Origin of the sequence: Noviherbaspirillum sedimenti (assembly GCF_003590835.1) — a bacterium.
Lineage (GTDB): Bacteria > Pseudomonadota > Gammaproteobacteria > Burkholderiales > Burkholderiaceae_D > Paucimonas > Paucimonas sedimenti.
This window is the reverse complement of record NZ_QYUQ01000002.1, coordinates 4,875,730-4,894,743: the sequence shown is the minus strand read 5'-3', so window position 1 is coordinate 4,894,743 and position 19,014 is coordinate 4,875,730. Positions and strand designations below refer to the sequence as shown.

Here is a 19,014-nt window from a genome sequence, read left to right as displayed (position 1 = left end):
CGCAGCAGGCGATGTCGAGAATGTCTCTCTTGTTTTCGCGCGGCAGCGGGCTGCAACGGCGCCTGCGCCAACGACTGGACCGCTGGCTGTTCCGTGTCGGCGCGCCCGAGCCCGGCGAAGTTCACCTGCACCAGCGCCGCGTGTTCATCATCCCCACCCGCGCCGGCCTGGCATTCGGGCTCATGCTGGCGGTGCTGTTCATTGCCTCGGTCAATTACAACCTCAGCCTGGGCTTTGGCCTGACTTTTCTGCTGGCCGCCTGCGCCGTGGTCGACATGCATTTCACCTTCCGCAATCTCGCCCACCTGACGCTGGTGCCGGGCCGCGTGCGCCCTGTCCATGCCGGCGAAGAAGCGCAATTTACACTGCACCTGGCCAATCGCGGCAAGCGCGACCGCTATGCCATCTGGCTGGGCTTCACCGGCGCCGGACTGCCCGATGTGCAGCAAGCGGTGGACCTGCCGGGCGCCGCCACGCGCACGCAGTTGCTGGGCCTCGTCACCGCCAGGCGCGGCTGGCTGGCAGCGCCGCGCGTGCGCCTGCAAACCCGCTTCCCGCTCGGGCTCTTGCGCGCCTGGAGTTACTGGCAACCGGACATGCGGGTGCTGGTATACCCGCGTCCGGAAATGGACGCGCCGCCACTGCCGCTGGAAGGCGGCGGCAAGGCTGACGGTTCTGGCGGCGCCGGCCATGATGACTTTGCCGGCATCCGCGCCTACCAGAGCGGCGACTCCCTGAAACAACTGGCCTGGCGCCAGATCGCCCGCATGGATGGCTTGCACGGCACGCCATTGGTGAGCAAGCATTTCGAAGGCGGCGGCAGCAGCGAACTGGCGCTCGACTTCACCCGCCTGCCGGCTACCCTGGCGCTGGAGACGCGGCTGTCGCGCATGACACGCTGGGTGCTGGAAGCCGAAGCGCGCGGCCTGCCGTATGCATTCCGCCTGGGGCGCTTCAGCCTGGCACCGGCACTTGGCCCGGCGCACCAGGACGCCTGCCTGCACGAACTTGCCCTGTATGGCGAGCCGGAGGCGCGATGAAACTACCCATCTTCTTCCTGCCATTTTCAAAGGCAACGCAGCGCGCCGCCCGGCCGATGTCGCGCGACAAGGCCGACACCCTGCTACTGCTATTGGCCTGCGCCCTGGTATTGGCGCCGCACGCCACCCAAGTGCCGCCGTGGATAGCGCTGACCGCAGGCGCCTTGCTGCTGTGGCGCGGCTGGATCACTTTCCGCGGCAACCGCCTGCCGCCACGCTGGCTATTGCTGCCGCTGGCAGTGCTGACGATGGCAGGCGTGTATACCAGCTTCAAGACCCTGCTCGGGCAAGAGGCAGGGGTGGCAACACTGGTATTGCTGCTTGCCTTCAAGCTGCTGGAAATGCACGCCAGGCGCGATCTGTTCGTGGTCCTGTTTCTCGGCTGCTTCCTGATCCTGGCTGGTTTTTTCCATTCACAAGGCATCGGTGCGGCGCTGCTGGCCTTGCTCGCCACGGTGACGCTGCTGAGCGCGCAACTCTCCTTCCAATACACCGGCGCCGCACCGCCGCTTCTCAAGCGCTTGCGGCTGGGTTTGCAGATCGTACTGCTGGCCGCGCCGCTGACACTGCTGATGTTTTTCCTGTTTCCGCGTATCCAGGGCCCGCTGTGGAGCTTGCCGGGCGACGCCCAGACCGGTCGCAGCGGCTTGTCCGACATCATGGCGCCCGGGAATATCGCCCAGCTGGCGCTGTCCGGCGACGTCGCATTCCGCGTCAGGTTCATCGATCCGGCGCCGCCCAGGTCCCGACTGTACTGGCGCGGCGTCGTGCTGGACGATTACGATGGCCGCAGCTGGAAGCAGCAGAGCGAACCTGGCGCGCTGACGCCTTCTGCCATCGCCATGCAGCCGCAAGGATCGCCGTTGCGCCACCAGGTGACGCTCGAGCCGCACGGCAAGCGCTGGCTCTTTGCGCTCGAATTGCCGCAGTCGCCGCCGCTCATGCCCGGTCTGCCGACAACGATCCAGGCCAATGGCGCGTTGACGGCAGCACAGCCGATTCATGACCGCATCCGCTATACCGCCGTATCCCATGTCGATTTCACGCTGCAAGCCGATGCGGCGCCTGCCTCGCTACGTCGCTGGCTGGCGCTGCCGCCCGGCTACAACCCTGCCACCATGGCATTCGCCGCCCGCCTGCGCAGCAGCGCCAGCGACGACTGGCAACTGGCAAATGCAGTGCTGCGGCATTTCCGCGAACAACCCTACAGCTATACGCTGGAGCCGCCCACGCTGGGGCGCCACGCGATGGATGAATTCCTGTTTGGAACCCGCGCCGGCTTTTGCGAACACTACGCCAGCGCCTTCGTGGTGCTGATGCGCGCCGCCGGTGTGCCGGCGCGGGTAGTGACCGGCTATCAGGGAGGCGAAGTCAATCCGGTCGACGGTTTCCTGACGGTGCGCCAGTCCGATGCCCATGCCTGGGCCGAAATCTGGCTGGCAGGACGCGGCTGGGTGCGCGTCGATCCGACCGCTGCGGTCGCGCCACACCGGATCGAAGTCAATCCCGCGCGCAACCTGCGGCAAGGCGGACTGGCCGGGGTCATCAACCTGAACCCCGCAGCCCGCTCCTGGCTTGCCTCGCTGCGCTTCAACTGGGATGCGATCAACAATGGCTGGAACCAGTGGGTGCTGAACTATTCCCCCGACAAGCAAAAAAGCCTGCTGGAGTCGCTTGGTTTCAACGAACCGGACTGGCGCACCCTGGCCATGCTGCTATTGGGAGGCGGCGCCATCATCGCGGCCCTGCTGGCCTGGCCCATGCTGGCCGATCGCCGCAAAATCGATCCGCTGCAGGTCGTGTATTCGCGCTTTTGCAAGACCATGGCACGCCAGGGCCTGGCGCGCGCCGCGCATGAAGGGCCGCGCGCATATCGCCTGCGCCTCATGCACCCGTCTTGCGGGCTTTCCAATGACAAAAAAATCGCTGCCGAACGTTTTCTGTCCTGTTACGAAGCCGCGCAATATGGTACGGTAAGCGCTTCACCCGCGACCGTGCACGTCGCGCGCCTCAAATCCCTGCTCAAGCAATGCCGATGAAATTTTTCCAGCCGTCGCGACGCGCGATGCATTCTCTTGTCCTCGCCCTCGCCCTGGCCGCACCTGTCGTGACAGCACATGTCTGGGCGGCGCCTGTCAAGGCCGAAAATGCCGCCAACAGAAAAACAGCCGCCAAGCCCAAACTGCGCAAAACCGCTGATCAGGCGGTGCAGCCCGGCGAATTTGCCAACTTCGGCCAATGGCAGGAAGTGGCGGCCTTCATCGACGATATGGTCGAGCGTCATGGTTTCGACCGCAAGGCGCTGGAAATACTGTTTCGCGAAGCAAGGTATGTCGATAGCGCGATCCAGCTGGTCAAGCCGGCGCCGCCTGGGCGGCCGAAAAACTGGCGCGCCTATCGCGCCCGCTTCATCGAGCCGATGCGCATCCAGGCCGGCGCCGACTTCTGGCAAACGCATGCGCAGGCGCTCGAGCGCGCCGAGCAGATGTATGGCGTGCCGGCCGAAATCATCGTCGGCATCATCGGCGTGGAAACCGTCTATGGTCGCAACACCGGCAATTTCCGCGTGCTCGATACCCTGACCACGCTTGGCTTCGATTATCCCGACACGCCCAACCGCACCGCCCGCATGAAATTCTTTCGCGGCCAGCTGGAGCAAACCCTGCTGTTGTCCCGCGAATCCGCGATCGATCCCTTCACGCTGCTGGGTTCCTACGCAGGGGCGATTGGATTGCCGCAATTCATGCCAGGCAGCATCCGCAATTTTGCTGTCGATTTCGATGGCGATGGCAAGATCGACTTGCGCAATTCCCAGGTCGATGCCATTGGCAGCGTTGCCAATTTCCTGGTGCAGCACGGCTGGCAAAGCGGCCAGCCGATCGCCTTTCCGGCGACCGTCACCACGACCAGCATGAATGGCAACCCCGACAACCGCTGGGAAGCCTACATCGGCCAGGGGCTGGAAGCGAAATACACGCTGGCCGAAATGGCGACCGCCGGGATCGCGGCAAATGGCGAGGCCCCCGCCGACTTGCCGTACGGCCTGGTCGATTTGCAGAATGGCAGCGAAGCCACCGAATACTGGCTCGGCGCCGCCAATTTCTTTGCAATCACAAAATACAATCGCAGCTTCTTTTATGCGATGTCCGTGGTCGAACTGGGCCGCGCCGTCAGGACTGCGCGCGGCGGCTGATGCCGGTGTTCGCCGCGGACATGCGGGAACGTCATCCCCGCATTTTCCCAAGGTCTGTTAACATGTTGCCCGCACTACCCACCGACCATCGGTTCGGCAAAACCCCAGTTTAACGGAAAGGATTGCCCCACTCATGTCGCTTGCCTGGATCATCATCCTGCCGCTCATGGGCTGCCTGCTGGCGGCGCTGTTGCCGCGCCATTCCCGCAATGCCGAAGCCTGGCTGGCGGGCGCGGTGGCGCTGGGCTGCTGCGCACTCATCGGCACCCTGTATCCGCAAATTGCCAATGGCGGCGTGGTGCGCACGGCGTTCATCTGGGCGCCGGCGCTGGGACTGGAATTCACTCTGCGCATGGACGGCTATGCCTGGCTGTTCGCCATGCTGATCAGCGCAATGGGGACGCTGGTTGTGCTGTATGCGCGCTACTACATGTCGCCGCAGGATCCGGTCCCGCGCTTCTTTTCATTCCTGCTGGCCTTCATGGCGGCGATGCTGGGGGTGGTCCTGTCCGGCAACCTGGTCCAGCTGGCGCTGTTCTGGGAACTGACCAGCCTGGTATCCTTCCTGCTGATCGGCTACTGGCACCACCGGGTCGATGCCAGGCGCGGCGCGCGCATGGCCCTGACAGTGACCGCCGCCGGCGGCCTGTGCCTGCTGGCCGGCGTCCTGCTGATCGGCCGCATCGTCGGCAGCTACGACCTCGATACGGTGCTGGCCTCGGGCGACACGCTGCGCAACCATCCCTGGTATCTGGCGGTGCTGATCCTGATCGCGCTGGGCGCGCTGACCAAGAGCGCCCAGGTACCCTTCCACTTCTGGCTACCGCACGCCATGGCGGCGCCGACCCCGGTGTCGGCCTATCTGCATTCGGCCACCATGGTCAAGCTCGGCGTATTCCTCCTGGTGCGCCTGTGGCCGGTATTGTCGGGCACCAATGCCTGGTTCTGGCTGATCGGCGGCGCCGGCCTGTGCTCGCTGGTGCTGGGAGCGTACGCGGCCATGTTCCAGAAGGACATGAAGGGCGTGCTGGCATACTCGACCATCAGCCACCTCGGCCTGATCACCCTGCTGCTCGGCCTGAACAGCACCCTGGCCCTGCTTGCCGCGATTTTCCATATTGCCAACCATGCCACCTTCAAGGCCTCGCTGTTCATGGCAGCGGGCATCGTCGACCACGAAACCGGTACGCGCAACCTGACGCGGCTGTCCGGCTTGCGCTACGCCATGCCAATCACCGCCACCCTGGCCACCGTCGCTGCCGCGGCGATGGCCGGCGTACCGCTGCTGAACGGCTTCATTTCGAAAGAAATGTTTTTCACCGAAACGGTATTCGTCAGCGGCAACATGGCTGCGCGCATCGGCTTGCCGGCGATTGCCGTGATCGCTTCCATGTTCAGCGTCGCCTACTCGTTGCGTTTCATCCTGCAAGTGTTTTTCGGACCGCCGGCACAGGATTTGCCACGCAGCCCGCACGAAGCGCCGCGCTGGATGCTCTTGCCCAGCGCGCTGCTGGTGCTGAGCTGCCTGGTGGTCGGCATTTTTCCCGCGCAGACCATCGGCCCGCTGCTGGATACCGCGGCCATCGCCGTACTCGGGCCGCAGATGCCGGCGCACGATCTGGCGCTCTGGCATGGCTTCAACCTGCCGCTGGCGATGAGCTTGCTGGCCATGGCCGGCGGCATCATTATCTATTTTGGCCTGCGCCTGCGCCTGCGGCGCCTGGCCGCCGCCGTGGTGCCGGGTTATCAGCTGGATGGCAAGCGCGTGTTCGAATCCGTGCTCGACCGCGCCACCGCATTGGCGCGCCGCCTCACCAATGCTGTGTCCTCGGTTCGCCTGCAGGTGCAATTGCTGTTGCTGCTGCTGGCAATTTTCCTGTCGGCGCTGTTCGCACTGCGCCTGCACGGCCTGCCGCCAGCCAACCTGCCGCTGACGCGCATCGACCCGGCATTCGTGCTGGTCTGGCTGGTCGGCGCCGTCTGCGCCATCGGCGCCGCTGTCCAGGCCAAGTACCACCGGCTGGCGGCGCTGGTGATGAGTGGCGCCGCGGGCCTGGCGACCAGCCTCACCTTCGCCTGGTTTTCGGCGCCCGACCTGGCGCTGACACAACTTGCGGTGGAGGTGGTCACGGTGGTACTGATCCTGCTCGGGCTGCGCTGGCTGCCGCGCCGCAAGGAAGCCGACGACTGGGAAACGCGCAGCCTGCCGTTGCGCCTGCGCGCCCGCACCCGCCGGATGCGCGACTTGCTGCTGGCCGGCTGCGCCGGTCTCGGCCTGGCGGCGCTTACCTATACCGTGCTGCGGCGGCAGCTCAACGGCGGCATCGCTTCTTTTTTCATTGAAAATTCCATACCGCTGGGCGGCGGCAGCAACGTCATCAATGTGATCCTGGTGGACTTCCGCGGTTTCGACACGATGGGCGAAATCACGGTGCTGGGCATCGTCGCACTGACGGTCTATGCGCTGTTGCGGCGCTTCCGGCCGGCGCCGGAAAGCATCGCCCTGCCGCACCAGCAGCGCGGCGCCGGGACTGCGGCCGCCGCCCCCGATCCGCGCGCGGCGCTGCCGACTGGCGCCTTGATGGTGCCGGCGCTGCTGGTGCGCATGTTGCTGCCGGTCGCCGGCATGATTTCGCTGTTTTACCTGCTGCGCGGGCACAACTTGCCCGGCGGCGGCTTCGTCGGCGGCCTGGTCATGGCAACCGCCATGATCCTGCAATACCTGGTCAGCGGCACCATCTGGGCCGAGGCGCGCGCGCGCCTGCGCCCGCAACACTGGATCGCCTTCGGCTTGCTGTGCGCAGCCGGCGCCGGCCTGTCGGCATGGCTGGCGACGCGGCCGTTCCTGTCGGCCCTGGCCTTGCATGCGCAACTGCCGCTGATCGGCGAACTGCACCTGTCGACCGTGCTGCTGTTCGACCTCGGCGTCTACATGCTGGTGATCGGCGCCGCCGGCCTGATCCTGGTGGCGCTGGCGCACCAGTCGCTGCGCCGCCACCGCTTGCCGGCCGGTGCCGCAAATCTCGGCAAACTGACCATCCAGCCGTTCGCCAACCTGCCGCCGGCGACAACCCCGGAGGACCACTGATGGAAATCGTCTACGCACTTGCGGTGGGCATATTGGCAAGCTCCGGCGTGTGGCTGCTGCTGCGCCCGCGCACATTCCAGCTAATCATGGGCTTGTCGCTGCTGTCGTATGCGGTCAACCTGTTCATTTTTGCAATGGGACGGCTGTCTGTCGGCGCGGCGCCGATCGTCGATCCGCAACAGCTCGCCGATCCGGCGCGCTACGCCGACCCGGTGCCGCAGGCGCTGGTGCTGACGGCGATCGTGATCGGCTTCGCCACCACCGCACTGTTCCTGGTGGTGCTGCTGGGCGCGCGCGGCCTGACCGGCACCGACCATGTCGATGGCGAGGAACCAGACCTGTGAATGCCCTGATCCAGCAATTGCCGATCCTGCCGATTCTCCTGCCCTTGCTGGCCGGCGCCTGCATGCTGCTGCTGCCGGACAACTGGCGCCGCACGCGCGTCGCGCTGGCCTTGCTGACCACGCTGCTGCTGGTCGCCGTGGCAATTGTCCTGCTGGCGCTGGCAGACGGTGCGCTGCCGGCATATTGGCCCGGCGGCATCGCCGTGTATGCGCTCGGCGCCTGGCGCGCGCCCTTCGGCATCGTGCTGGTGGTCGACCGGCTGGCGGCCGTCATGCTGGCGCTGAGCGCCGTGCTGGGGCTGGCCTCGCTGATCTATTCGCTGGCGCGCTGGGACCGCATGGGTGCCAACTTCCATCCATTGTTCCAGTTCCTGCTCATGGGACTCAATGGCGCCTTCCTGACCGGCGATCTGTTCAACCTGTTCGTGTTCTTCGAAGTATTGCTGGCGGCATCCTACGGCCTGGTCCTGCACGGTTCGGGCGCGCTGCGGGTGCGCGCCGGCCTGCACTACATCGCCATCAACCTGGCCGCTTCGCTGGTATTCCTGATCGGTGTGGCGCTGATCTATGGCGCGGCAGGCACCCTCAACATGGCTGACCTGGCGGTGCGGATGCCGGCGCTGACGCAAGGCGATCGCACTGTGTTCGACGTCGGCTGCGCCATCCTCGGCGTGGCCTTCCTGCTCAAGGCCGGGGTCTGGCCGCTGAACTTCTGGCTGGCCAATGCCTACGGCACGGCGGCGGCGCCGGTGGCGGCGATTTTTTCGATCATGACCAAGGTCGGCGTCTACGCCTTGCTGCGCCTGGCGACCCTGCTCTCGGTCGATGGCGCCGCGGCGCCGGCGCCGTTCGATGGCCGCTGGCTGTTCTGGATCGGCATGGCCACCCTGCTGTTCGGTTCGGCAGCCATGCTGACCGAACAGAAACCCCAGCGGCTGGTCGCCTACTGCGTGATCGTCTCGGCCGGCACGCTGCTGGCCGGGTTCGGCATCGGCGGCCCGGCAATGGCGGGCGCGACACTGTTTTATCTGGTCAGCTCGGTGCTGGCCACTGGCGCCTTCTTCATGCTGTGCGAAATGGTCGAACGCAGTCAATCCTTCGGCGCCAACATTCTCGCCATCACGCTCGAATCCTTCGGCATCGATGACCCGGTGTATTCCGACCGGCCGGACGAGGTGGTTGGCATCGCAATTCCGGCGGCGATGGCCTTCCTCGGCCTCGGCTTCGCCTCGTGCGCGCTGCTGGTAACCGGCTTGCCGCCACTGTCCGGCTTCGTCGCCAAGTTCTGGATGCTGTCAGCCGCGCTCGATGCGGCGCCGCAAGGCGCGCAACCGCTGCTGGCGGGGGTGCTGATGATGGCGATACTCGGTTCCGGCCTGGCCGGCATCATCGCCCTGTCGCGCATGGGCAGCCGCCTGTTCTGGGGCAGCCAGGAGCGCAGCAAGCCGCGCCTGCGGCTGATCGAGGTAGGACCGGTGGCGGTGCTGGTGCTGCTGTCGGCAATGCTGGCGCTGGTGGCAGACCCTGCGGTGCGCTACCTGCAGGCCACCGGCGACGCCTTGTACGCGCCGCAGGAATACATTCGCGCCGTGCTGCCAGCATCGGCGGCAGCCGCACCGGATGCCGGAGGCAAGCCATGAAACGCGCAATCGAACCGCGTCTGGCGGCCTTCCTGATCGCCATTTGGCTGCTGCTGAACGACTCGTTCACGCCCGGCCACGCACTGCTCGGACTGCTCCTGGCAATCGGCTTGCCGCTCTTGACCGCCTCGATGCGGCCGCTGCGCTCGCGCGTGCGGCGCCCGCTGGCGATCGCAGCGCTGCTCTGGACCGTCCTGAAGGACATCGTCCGTTCGAATTTCGCAATCGCCGGCGTCATCCTCGGCGACGCCCGGCGCCGCTCCAGTGCCGGCTTCATGGATATCCCGCTCGACCTGCGCGACCCGCACGGACTGGCAGCGCTGGCGTGCATCGTTACCGCCACCCCGGGTACGGTATGGGCGGGGTTGTCGGCGGACGGCACCACCCTGACCCTGCACGTGCTGGACCTGCAGGATGAACAGGTCTGGATCGACACGATCAAGCAACATTACGAACGCCCCCTGATGGAGATATTCGAATGACTCAATTGCTTTACTGGGCCACCTCCTTCGCCCTGCTCGGTTTCGCGCTGGCGATGTGTTGCGCCGGCCTGCGGCTGTTGCGCGGTCCGGCGGCGCAAGACCGAGTACTGGCGCTCGACACGCTTTACATGAATGCCATGCTGATCATGCTGACCCTGGGCATTCGCCTGGGCACGCGGGTGTACTTCGATATCGCCCTGCTGATTGCGCTGTTCGGCTTCGTCGGCACCGCGGCGCTGGCGAAATTTCTGCTGCGTGGCGAGGTCATCGAACCATGAGCGCAACCGAACTGCCACTCTGGGCGGCGCTACCGGTTGCCCTGCTGCTGATCGCCGGCAGCCTGCTGACCCTGATCGGTTCCAGCGGGCTGCTGCGACTGCCCAATTTTCATTCGCGCATGCATGCACCCACGCTGGGCAACACGCTGGGACTGGGATGCGTGCTGGTGGCCTCGCTACTGGCGGCCGGTGCGCACGGCCAGCGCCTGGTGCTGCAGGAAATCCTGATCTCCGTGCTGATGGTGACCACTTCGCCGGTCTCGACCATTCTACTGATGCAGGCCAGCCTCTACCGCAAGCACGACCTCGTCGACAAGGACGCGCAACGCGACGGCAGCGCACAAGACTCGGCCTGAGTCCGCCATCACGCCAGGCGCTGGCGACCTCCGTTGCCGACGGTCGCCAGCGCAAGCGCACAAGATCGGTGCATAGACGCACCATTTTGGCGTAAAATTCAGCCCCGATCTTATTCCGCAAAATCGCACTTGCAGCATTGACAAACAAGTCGCTGCCTTGACCTTGACCTCTTTGGTTGCGCAAGGGATTTCTCTGAAACCCGCCAATCAAGCATCCACCTATCAGGAGAATCCCTTTGCCCTATGTAACAGAAACCATCGAAAAATTGAAGCGCAGCGGCCCCGGACAAGTCGAGTATTACCAGGCTGTCGAGGAAGTGCTGATGTCGCTGCGTCCCTTGCTCGACCAGGACACAAAGTACAAAAAGAACAACATCATTGCCCGCATCGTCGAACCCGAACGCCAGATTCTGTTCCGCGTCGCATGGGTTGACGACAAGGGCGAAGTCCAGGTCAACAAAGGCTACCGCATCGAATTCAACTCCGCCCTCGGCCCCTACAAGGGGGGCATCCGCTTCCATCCCAGCGTCTATGGCGGCATCATCAAGTTCCTCGGCTTCGAGCAAATCTTCAAGAACTCCCTGACCGGCCTGGCCATCGGCGGCGGCAAGGGCGGCAGCGACTTCGACCCGAAGGGCAAGTCGGACAATGAAATCATGCGTTTCTGCCAGTCCTTCATGAATGAACTGTATCGTCACCTCGGCCCGACCATCGACGTGCCTGCCGGCGACATCGGCGTGGGCGCGCGTGAAATCGGCTACATGTTCGGCCAGTACAAGCGCCTGACCGGCCGCTACGACGGCGTCTTCACCGGCAAGAAAATCGCCTGGGGCGGCTCGCTGGCACGCAAGGAAGCCACCGGCTACGGCTCGGTGTATTTTGCGCAAAACATGCTGGCAGAGCGCGGCCAGTCGATCGAAGGCAAGGTCTGCACGGTATCGGGCTCCGGCAACGTCGCCATCTATACCGTGGAAAAACTGCAGGAAGTCGGCGCCAAGCCGGTTACCGTCAGCGATTCGCGCGGCATGATCTACCATGCCGCCGGCATCAACCTGGAAACCCTGAAACAGTTGAAGGAAGTCGAGGGCGCGTCGCTGGCCGAGTACGTCAAGCACCATCCGGACGCCAGGTACACCCCGGTGGCGGATTACCCTGCCGGCCGCAATGCGGTATGGTCGGTGCCCTGTGATGCAGCCTTCCCGAGCGCGACGCAAAACGAACTCAACGAGGAAGACGCCGCCTGCCTGCTGAAGAATGGCTGCACCCTCATTTCGGAAGGCGCCAACATGCCCTCCACCCAGGGCGCGGTCGACAAGTTCCTTGAAGCTGGCATCTTCTATGGCCCGGGCAAGGCAGCCAATGCCGGCGGCGTCGCCACCAGCCAGCTGGAAATGGCGCAAAACGCCAGCATGCAGCAATGGACGTTCGAGGAAGTCGATGGCCGCCTGCACCGGATCATGAAAAACATTTTCCTGAGCGCCAGCGAAACCGCCAAGGAATTCGGCCAGCCGGGCAACCTGGTGCTGGGTGCGAACATCGCCGGTTTCCGCAAGGTCGCCGATGCCATGATCGACCAGGGCGTGGTGTAAGCGCGCTGCCACATCAGGCAAACAAAAACCCGCAGCCGGCAACGGTCTGCGGGGTTTTTTTCGCATCGCCCCAGGCGATGCAGCCAATCTGATTTAGCGGTAATTTTAGCGGTAATAATTTCAGCGGTAATATTTGCCGCTGGCTTCAGGCTGGTTTTTGACATCCAGCACACGCAGGCGCAACGCGCGCCCGCCCGGTAACGGCCAGGAAATCGACTGGCCAATCGACAAGCCAAGCAGGGCGCTACCCACCGGCGCCAGCACCGAGACCGGATTGGCGGGCTGGGGCGAATTCGGGTACACCAGCGTCAGTTCGCTTTGCATATTCGAATCCTCGTCGAGGACCACCACGGTCGAATTCATGGTCACCAGATCGGCCGGCACTTCCTCCGGATCGACCACACTGGCGCGGTCCAGCTCCGCCTGCAGCGCATCCCGCCCGGCCAGCCGCCGGAATGAATCCGAATCCAGCAATTCCTCGATCCGTTCCAGGTCAAGACTGGAAACAGTAATAGGCGGCATAGATTGTTCCATGATCATGTTCATCACGATTCCCAAATAAAAAAATCCGCACGCAGCGGACGATCGAGCCAACAAAACACTGATGGTAGGCCAGAAGCGTCACGGGTGCAAGCCCCCCCCCAACGCTCCTTGCCAGCCTGGCAAGCCTTACGATTCTTCAATTTCTGGCATGACGCCATTCCAGCACCTCGACCGCCACGGCATCCCCCGCCGCTGCCGTGAACCACATCTGATTGTCCTGCACAGTGCACTGCAACTGCATGGTGCGCTGGGCCAGCTTTGCCAGCGCCAGGCTGGCTTCCTGCGGCACATGGCGGACCGAGATATTTTTAGCCCGTTCGATTTTCCCGGCAATTTGCTTCCACCATATCGACGCCGCGCTGCCATAGCTGTAGACCACCACCTGTGCAGCCCTGCCGCTGGCCTTGAGCAAGCGTTTTTCATCCGGCAGACCGACCTCGATCCACAAGTCGATGGCGCCGGTCAAATCCTTTTGCCACAGGTCCGGCTCGTCCTCGCTGCTCAAGCCCTTGCCGAAGCTTAAAGCCGGATCGGCATGACAGGCGAAAGCCAGCACGCGCACCATCATGCGCTCATCGGTTTCCGACGGATGACGCGCGATCGTCAGCGCATGTTCAGCGTAGTAATTACGGTCCATGTCGGCGATCTGCAAGTCTATTTTAAAAATGGTGGCCTTGAGTGCCATGCATACCTTTCAATCAATTTCAGAAAAACGCCACCCTCGCTGCGGCGGCGAGCAAGCATAGCGCATGCGGCAAGGATCGCCTACAGGCTTGATACAATCCTGTTGTCCCGGCATACCGCACTGCCCCAGTCTTCACGGAGTCATCCACCATGTCCACCACACTCCCGCCGAGCGCGGAACAAGCCGTTGCTGCAACCCGGAACTGGGTCGACAAGGCCGTCATCGGTCTGAACCTTTGCCCGTTCGCCAAGGCCGTGCAAGTCAAGCAACTGATCCGCTACGTCGCCAGCCCCGCCACCAGCCCGGAGCAACTGGCCGAAGAACTGGCGCGCGAACTATTGCTGCTGCAAGCCGCTGCGCCGGAAGAAATCGACACCACCCTGCTGATCCATCCCGGGGTACTCACCGATTTTTACGACTACAACGATTTTCTCCGGCTGGCCGATGACATCCTGATCGATCTCGGCCTGGAAGGCGAGCTGCAAATTGCCAGTTTTCACCCGGACTACCAGTTTGCCGATGCCGCCCCGGATGCCATTGAAAACCATACCAACCGCTCCCCCTACCCTACCCTGCACCTGTTGCGCGAATCCAGCCTGGATGCGGCGGTCGCAGCGTTTCCCGATGCCGCCGATATTTTCGAAAAGAACATCGAAACCTTGCGAAGACTCGGGCCCGCCGGCTGGAAAGCGCTCAAGCTGGATAAATAAACGGCAAACGAATTCCAGTCAGCAAGCGTGGTCAATGCTTCATGAGACAGGCAAAACCATGCCAATTGCATGCTTGCGAGCCATCAAAGTGACATTAAACCTGAACGTTACAATGTTTTGGGCTATTGCAATTGTGTGATAGATGGCCAACTGATTCACAGCGACAGCTGTGTGCGGGCACCATAAATGCGGATGAAATATAGGGACTTCAGATAATTTGCAATTAGACCATTGCAAATACGAATTTAATCACTATGTTATTAGCAAACAATATTTCTTATTGGAAACGTGTTAAATAGACACAGATATTTGTTAAAAATTGCAATATTTTCAACAAATCACCTTACACTATTGTCATTTCCAGCAAACAGAAAACAATTGTCTCTTACATTAACCTGCAATTTGGACATGCCCCTACCATGAATACCGAACTGGATACTCCCGCAAGCAGCACCCGCCTTGCCGACCTGGCCGCCTACGATCCCAACCACTTGCTGGATTCACTGCTCGAAAAGCTGCACCTGAAAAATGATGCAGCGCTGTCGCGCGCGCTGGAAGTGGCGCCGCCGGTGATCAGCAAGATTCGCCACCGCAGGCTGCCGGTCGGCGCCTCGTTGCTGATCCGCATGCATGAAGTGAGCGACCTGAGCATCAGGGAATTGCGTTCCCTGATGGGCGACCGACGCGACAAGTTCCGTATCAGCGATAAGCAGTTCAAGCCGAAAGAAGCCGGCGAAGTAAATCTCGGCTAAGCGTTCCCAAGGCGTCAGCGCAGGCAAGCCAGGCTTGCCCTGCCTGCCCGACTACGCCGGGAACACGCCGGTAGACAAATAGCGGTCACCGCGATCGCAGACGATGAACACGATGGTCGCATTCTCGACGGTTTCGGAAATGCGCAAAGCCACTTCGCAGGCGCCGGCAGCAGAAATGCCGCAGAAAACGCCCTCTTCGACCGCCATGCGGCGCGCCATTTTTTCCGCTGCCGCCTGGCTGACGTATTCCAGCTGGTCGACCAGCGACTTGTCGTAAATCTTCGGCAAATACGCCTCCGGCCATTTGCGGATACCGGGTATCTGCGAGCCTTCTTCGGGTTGCGCGCCGATCACCCGGATCGCCGGATTCTGTTCCTTCAGGTAGCGTGACACGCCCACGATGGTGCCGGTCGTGCCCATGGCGCTGATGAAATGCGTGATCCTGCCCTCAGTGTCGCGCCAGATCTCCGGGCCGGTGGTTTCGTAATGCGCCAGCGGATTGTCCGGATTGGAAAACTGGTCGAGGATGATGCCCTTGCCATCCTTTTGCATCTGGTCGGCCAGGTCGCGCGCGTATTCCATACCGCCAGTCCGGGGGGTCAGGATGATTTTTGCGCCATAGGCCGCCATGCTCTGGCGGCGCTCCTCGCTGAGGTTTTCCGGCATCAGCAACACCATCTTGTAGCCGCGCATGGCCGCGGCCATTGCCAGGGCGATGCCGGTATTGCCGCTGGTGGCCTCGATCAGGGTATCGCCCGGCTTGATCTGGCCGCGCAGTTCGGCGTGCTTGATCATCGACAGCGCCGGACGGTCCTTGACCGAACCAGCGGGGTTATTGCCTTCCAGCTTGGCCAGAATGATGTTGTTGCGGCGCCTGGCCGCTTCCGCCAGGCCGCGGTTCAACTGCACCAGCGGGGTATTACCTATGGTGTCTTCGATCGTCAGATAAGGCATAAGGGGGCTTTGAAAATTGCTCGGTGAAACGGCTATTTTACTGGCAGAAGCATCCGCTTGCCGAAACCGTCCCCGGGGGAAGCCACCCTCACGCCATCACCACCACCTCCGCGCGCCCTTCCTTGCGCACCACGTTGATGCCGACATTGTTGGGGTAGCGCTGCAGCCGCAGATCGACGGTGGCGTCATTGAGCGACAGCCCGTTGATCTCAACGGTCTCCAGGAAAGGCGGCAGGCGCGGATGACGGAAGCGGATCTCGGCTTTATCCGGATCGAAGGACAGACCCAGGCACGCCTGCAGCAGGTAATACACGCAGCCGGCCGCCCAAGCCTGCGGCGAACAGGCGACCGGGTACAGCGTCGGGCCCTCGCCAGGGCGTTTTTCGAAGCCGCAGAACAGTTCAGGCAAGCGATGCTGATCGACATACAGGCTGACATCGAACATGCCGGAAAACACCGTCAGCGCCTTGTCAGTCAGGCCGTAGCGCGCCATGCCCTCGGCGATCAGCGCATTGTCATGGGGCCAGACCGAACCGTTATGGTAGGCCATCGGATTGTAGCGCACCTCCTTGCTGGAAATGGTACGGATACCCCAGCCGCAGAAAAAGTCCTCGCCCAGCAGGCGCCCGGCCACCCTGGCGGCATACTCCGGGCTGGCGATACCGCTCCACAAGGCATGGCCGGCATTGGATGAGGCCACCGCACATTGCCGCTTGTCGCCATCGAGCGCGATGACATAACTGCCGAGCTCCTCGCACCAGAACGCTTCATTGAAGCGCTGCTTGAGCAAGCGCGCAGACTCGCGCAAGGCCGGCGCCAGCGCAGCTTCGCCGAGTATTTCCGCCAGTTGCGCCGCCCGCAGTTTCGCTTCGTAGACATAGCCCTGCACTTCGCACAGGGCGATGGGCGCCTGCGCCATGCTGCCATCGCTGTGAAAAATCGAGTCGTGCGAATCCTTCCAACCTTGCTGCTGCAAGCCGTTTTCGCTCTTGCGCGCATACTCGACGAAGCCATCGCCGTCGGCGTCGCCGTAATGGTCGATCCAGTCGAGCGCGCGCAGCACGTTCGGCCAGATCGAGCGGATGAACTCGATGTCGCCGGTGCGTTCGTAGTAGGCTCCCGCCAAGCCGACAAACAAGGGCGTCGCATCCACCGTGCCGTAGTAACGGCGAAACGGCACTTCATCGAGCGCAGCCAGTTCGCCGTTGCGTGCTTCGTGCAGGATCTTGCCAGGCTCCGCATCGCGCGCCGGATCGATTTCGGTGGCCTGGGTTCGCGCCAGGAAAGCCAGCACCCCCCTGGCCAGCCGCGGATCGACCCAAAGGCATTCACGCGCTGTCAGAATGCCGTCGCGGCCGAAGGTGGTCGAGTACCAGGGCACGCCCGCGAATGGATAGCTGCCTTCCGGCATGGACGAGGTCAGCATGTCGAGGTCGGAAACGGAGCGATCCAGCCACTGGTTGACCAGGGCGTTCGAAGTCACGATGCTGCAGCGGCAATTGCGGTAGGTGCCGATCGACTCGCTGGCATCATTGTAGGCCTGCAGATAGGCGTCGGCCTCGGACAGCGCGCTGCCTGGCCGCGCCGCCTGCGGCCCCTGCTCGCATTGAATGGTGGCATACACATGCACTTCGCCTTTCGGCGGCAGCTGCAGGCGAAATTCGGCACGATTGGCGCTCAGTTTGTCTGGCTGCGGCTCGAAGCTGATGCGGGTTCTGCGCGTGACCTCGTCGAGACCGCGATAGCCAAGCAGCAGCTCACCGTTGGCGGTTTGCGGCTCCAGCAATTCGCCATGGCCATGACGCTGGTAACCGCGCACCTGGAAAATATCCGCAAAGTCGGCGCCGAATTCCATGCAGATATCGGCCTTGACCGCATCCAGCCCGAAGTTGACGACACGCACATGCTCATAGCAGGCGCCCTGCCACAACAGTTTGGCGCGAAAAATATGCAACAGGCCCTTGGCAACCGTGTCGCCACCCTCCGGATGCAGGTCGGGATTCATCAGTTCAATGATCAGCAGGCTGCTGTCGTCCTTGACCGATGAATTGAGAAACATGGGGCGGACGCCTTCGATCAGCAATTCCTGATGCGACAAAAATCGGGTATCGCCGTGGTAAATCCCCTCCTCGCCCATGCCGATCGGCTGGATGTCGCCGAAGCGGTCGAACAGGCCGAAGGTGTCGTTATGCTTGAGCACCCGCCTGCGTTCATCGGCTGGCGAAGATGTCGCCAGGATATACCATTGCTCGTCGAGCTGAATTTTGGTAGCCATGGCTTACTCCGGCTGGTTACTTTGTGTGCGGCGCGCATCCTGCACGTTGCGATACACCTGCAAATAATTTTCCGCCATGCGCTGCGCCGTGAAGCGATGCTCAAAGGTACGCCGGCAACGCGCACGGTCAATGTCAGCTATCCTTTGCGCTGACCGCACGGCCTGTTCCTGGTCGCCGACAAGAAAACCGGTGGCGCCATCTTCCACAATTTCCGGCACCGACCCATGCCGATACGCAATGACAGGAGTGCCGCAAGCGAAAGCTTCGATCAAGACCAGGCCGAATGGTTCTGGCCAGTCGATTGGAAACAGCAAGGCGCGCGCCTGCCCCAGCAAGCCACGCTTGTCGTCCTCGCCGATTTCGCCAATGTATTCGACCAGAGGATGATGAAACAATTTTTCGATGTGCTCTTTAAAATAGGCATGGTCGGCACGATCGATTTTGGCCGCAATCTTGAGCGGCACACCACAGCGAAGCGCGATCTCAATCGCACGATCCACGCGTTTTTCGGGCGAAATCCTGCCGACGAATGCAAAGTATTCACCCGGCTTTGCGTGGAATTCATACAAATCGGTCGGCAAACCATGATAGACCGTATCGCGCCAGTTTACCCATGGCAAAGGACTGCGCTGACTCTGGGAAATAGACACCAGCGGTACATGCTTGAAATGGCGATACAGCGGTACCAGATCCGGCAAATCCAGCCTGCCATGCAAGGTGGTGATATGCGCCACAGGCAATTCCCTGGTCAGCGGGAAATGCAAAAAATCGGTATGAAAATGGATCACATCGAATTCCGCGGCCATCGCCAGCACCTGATCGAGCATCATCGTGTGATAGATCAGCCATTCCTGGCGAAACGAATTGAGCCGCAGGCTTTGATCGATGACGGGCACCAGCGTCGCCGCAGTAATGGAATCACCACTGGCAAACAGCGTCACATCATGCCCTTGCCGCACCAGTTCTTCAGTCAGGTAAGAAATGACTCGCTCGGTACCACCATAAGCTTTCGGCGGCACCCGTTCAAACAAAGGAGCAACTTGCGCTATTTTCATGGCTGCCAGGATCCGAAATAAAAGACACA

17 protein-coding genes are annotated in these 19,014 nt (G+C 62.4%); 12 read left to right on the top strand and 5 right to left on the bottom strand.

Annotated elements, in window-relative coordinates:
* Positions 1–20 precede the first annotated feature (20 nt).
* From D3878_RS22715 to gdhA, 10 genes are all read left to right on the top strand, one after another.
* Entirely contained in the window at positions 21–1,040 is a 1,020-nt protein-coding gene (locus D3878_RS22715) for a DUF58 domain-containing protein (RefSeq protein WP_119787536.1), read from the top strand.
* On the top strand, positions 1,037–3,079 hold the full coding sequence (locus D3878_RS22710) for a transglutaminase TgpA family protein (protein ID WP_119787535.1): 2,043 nt from the start codon (positions 1,037–1,039) through the stop codon (positions 3,077–3,079). The genes D3878_RS22715 and D3878_RS22710 overlap by 4 nt, the downstream gene beginning before the upstream one ends.
* 26 nt (positions 3,080–3,105) lie before the next feature.
* A complete protein-coding gene (mltB, locus tag D3878_RS22705; protein WP_119788095.1) occupies positions 3,106–4,233 on the top strand; it encodes a lytic murein transglycosylase B in 1,128 nt (375 codons plus the stop codon).
* 133 nt (positions 4,234–4,366) lie between these two features.
* A complete protein-coding gene (locus tag D3878_RS22700; protein ID WP_119787534.1) occupies positions 4,367–7,321 on the top strand; it encodes a monovalent cation/H+ antiporter subunit A in 2,955 nt (984 codons plus the stop codon).
* Positions 7,321–7,665, top strand: coding sequence for a Na+/H+ antiporter subunit C (locus D3878_RS22695; RefSeq protein ID WP_119787533.1), 345 nt, complete (start codon positions 7,321–7,323; stop codon positions 7,663–7,665). Before D3878_RS22700 ends, D3878_RS22695 begins: the two co-directional genes overlap by 1 nt.
* Positions 7,662–9,305, top strand: coding sequence for a monovalent cation/H+ antiporter subunit D (locus D3878_RS22690; RefSeq protein WP_119787532.1), 1,644 nt, complete (start codon positions 7,662–7,664; stop codon positions 9,303–9,305). Before D3878_RS22695 ends, D3878_RS22690 begins: the two co-directional genes overlap by 4 nt.
* A complete protein-coding gene (locus tag D3878_RS22685; RefSeq protein ID WP_119787531.1) occupies positions 9,302–9,787 on the top strand; it encodes a Na+/H+ antiporter subunit E in 486 nt (161 codons plus the stop codon). The genes D3878_RS22690 and D3878_RS22685 overlap by 4 nt, the downstream gene beginning before the upstream one ends.
* Complete coding sequence (locus D3878_RS22680) at positions 9,784–10,065, top strand: K+/H+ antiporter subunit F (RefSeq protein WP_119787530.1); 282 nt, start codon at positions 9,784–9,786, stop codon at positions 10,063–10,065. Before D3878_RS22685 ends, D3878_RS22680 begins: the two co-directional genes overlap by 4 nt.
* The gene (mnhG, locus tag D3878_RS22675; RefSeq protein ID WP_119787529.1) at positions 10,062–10,421 is read left to right on the top strand and encodes a monovalent cation/H(+) antiporter subunit G; all 360 of its coding nucleotides are present in this window, start codon (positions 10,062–10,064) and stop codon (positions 10,419–10,421) included. The genes D3878_RS22680 and mnhG overlap by 4 nt, the downstream gene beginning before the upstream one ends.
* A 236-nt stretch (positions 10,422–10,657) precedes the next feature.
* Positions 10,658–12,010 (top strand): NADP-specific glutamate dehydrogenase, encoded by a 1,353-nt coding sequence (gene gdhA, locus D3878_RS22670; RefSeq protein WP_119787528.1) that lies wholly within the window; start codon positions 10,658–10,660, stop codon positions 12,008–12,010.
* A gap of 120 nt (positions 12,011–12,130) precedes the next feature.
* Here gdhA and rnk read toward each other — a convergent pair whose 3' ends face one another.
* Both rnk and D3878_RS22660 read right to left on the bottom strand, forming a co-directional pair.
* On the bottom strand, positions 12,131–12,532 hold the full coding sequence (rnk, locus tag D3878_RS22665; RefSeq protein WP_233556437.1) for a nucleoside diphosphate kinase regulator: 402 nt from the start codon (positions 12,530–12,532) through the stop codon (positions 12,131–12,133).
* A gap of 157 nt (positions 12,533–12,689) precedes the next feature.
* Positions 12,690–13,238 (bottom strand): YaeQ family protein, encoded by a 549-nt coding sequence (locus tag D3878_RS22660; RefSeq protein ID WP_119787527.1) that lies wholly within the window; start codon positions 13,236–13,238, stop codon positions 12,690–12,692.
* A gap of 149 nt (positions 13,239–13,387) precedes the next feature.
* Between D3878_RS22660 and D3878_RS22655 the strand changes: the two genes are divergently transcribed.
* Complete coding sequence (locus D3878_RS22655) at positions 13,388–13,948, top strand: DUF1415 domain-containing protein (protein WP_119787526.1); 561 nt, start codon at positions 13,388–13,390, stop codon at positions 13,946–13,948.
* A gap of 419 nt (positions 13,949–14,367) precedes the next feature.
* Positions 14,368–14,700: a hypothetical protein gene (locus D3878_RS22650; protein ID WP_119787525.1), complete on the top strand. Its 333-nt coding sequence runs from the start codon at positions 14,368–14,370 to the stop codon at positions 14,698–14,700.
* 51 nt (positions 14,701–14,751) lie between these two features.
* Here D3878_RS22650 and cysM read toward each other — a convergent pair whose 3' ends face one another.
* The 3 genes from cysM to D3878_RS22635 form a co-directional block, all read right to left on the bottom strand.
* The gene (cysM, locus tag D3878_RS22645; protein WP_119787524.1) at positions 14,752–15,654 is read right to left on the bottom strand and encodes a cysteine synthase CysM; all 903 of its coding nucleotides are present in this window, start codon (positions 15,652–15,654) and stop codon (positions 14,752–14,754) included.
* Positions 15,655–15,742: 88 nt separating this feature from the next.
* Entirely contained in the window at positions 15,743–17,929 is a 2,187-nt protein-coding gene (locus tag D3878_RS22640) for an amylo-alpha-1,6-glucosidase (protein ID WP_119787523.1), read from the bottom strand.
* Positions 17,930–17,932: 3 nt separating this feature from the next.
* On the bottom strand, positions 17,933–18,985 hold the full coding sequence (locus D3878_RS22635; RefSeq protein ID WP_119787522.1) for a glycosyltransferase family 4 protein: 1,053 nt from the start codon (positions 18,983–18,985) through the stop codon (positions 17,933–17,935).
* Positions 18,986–19,014: the final 29 nt, after the last annotated feature.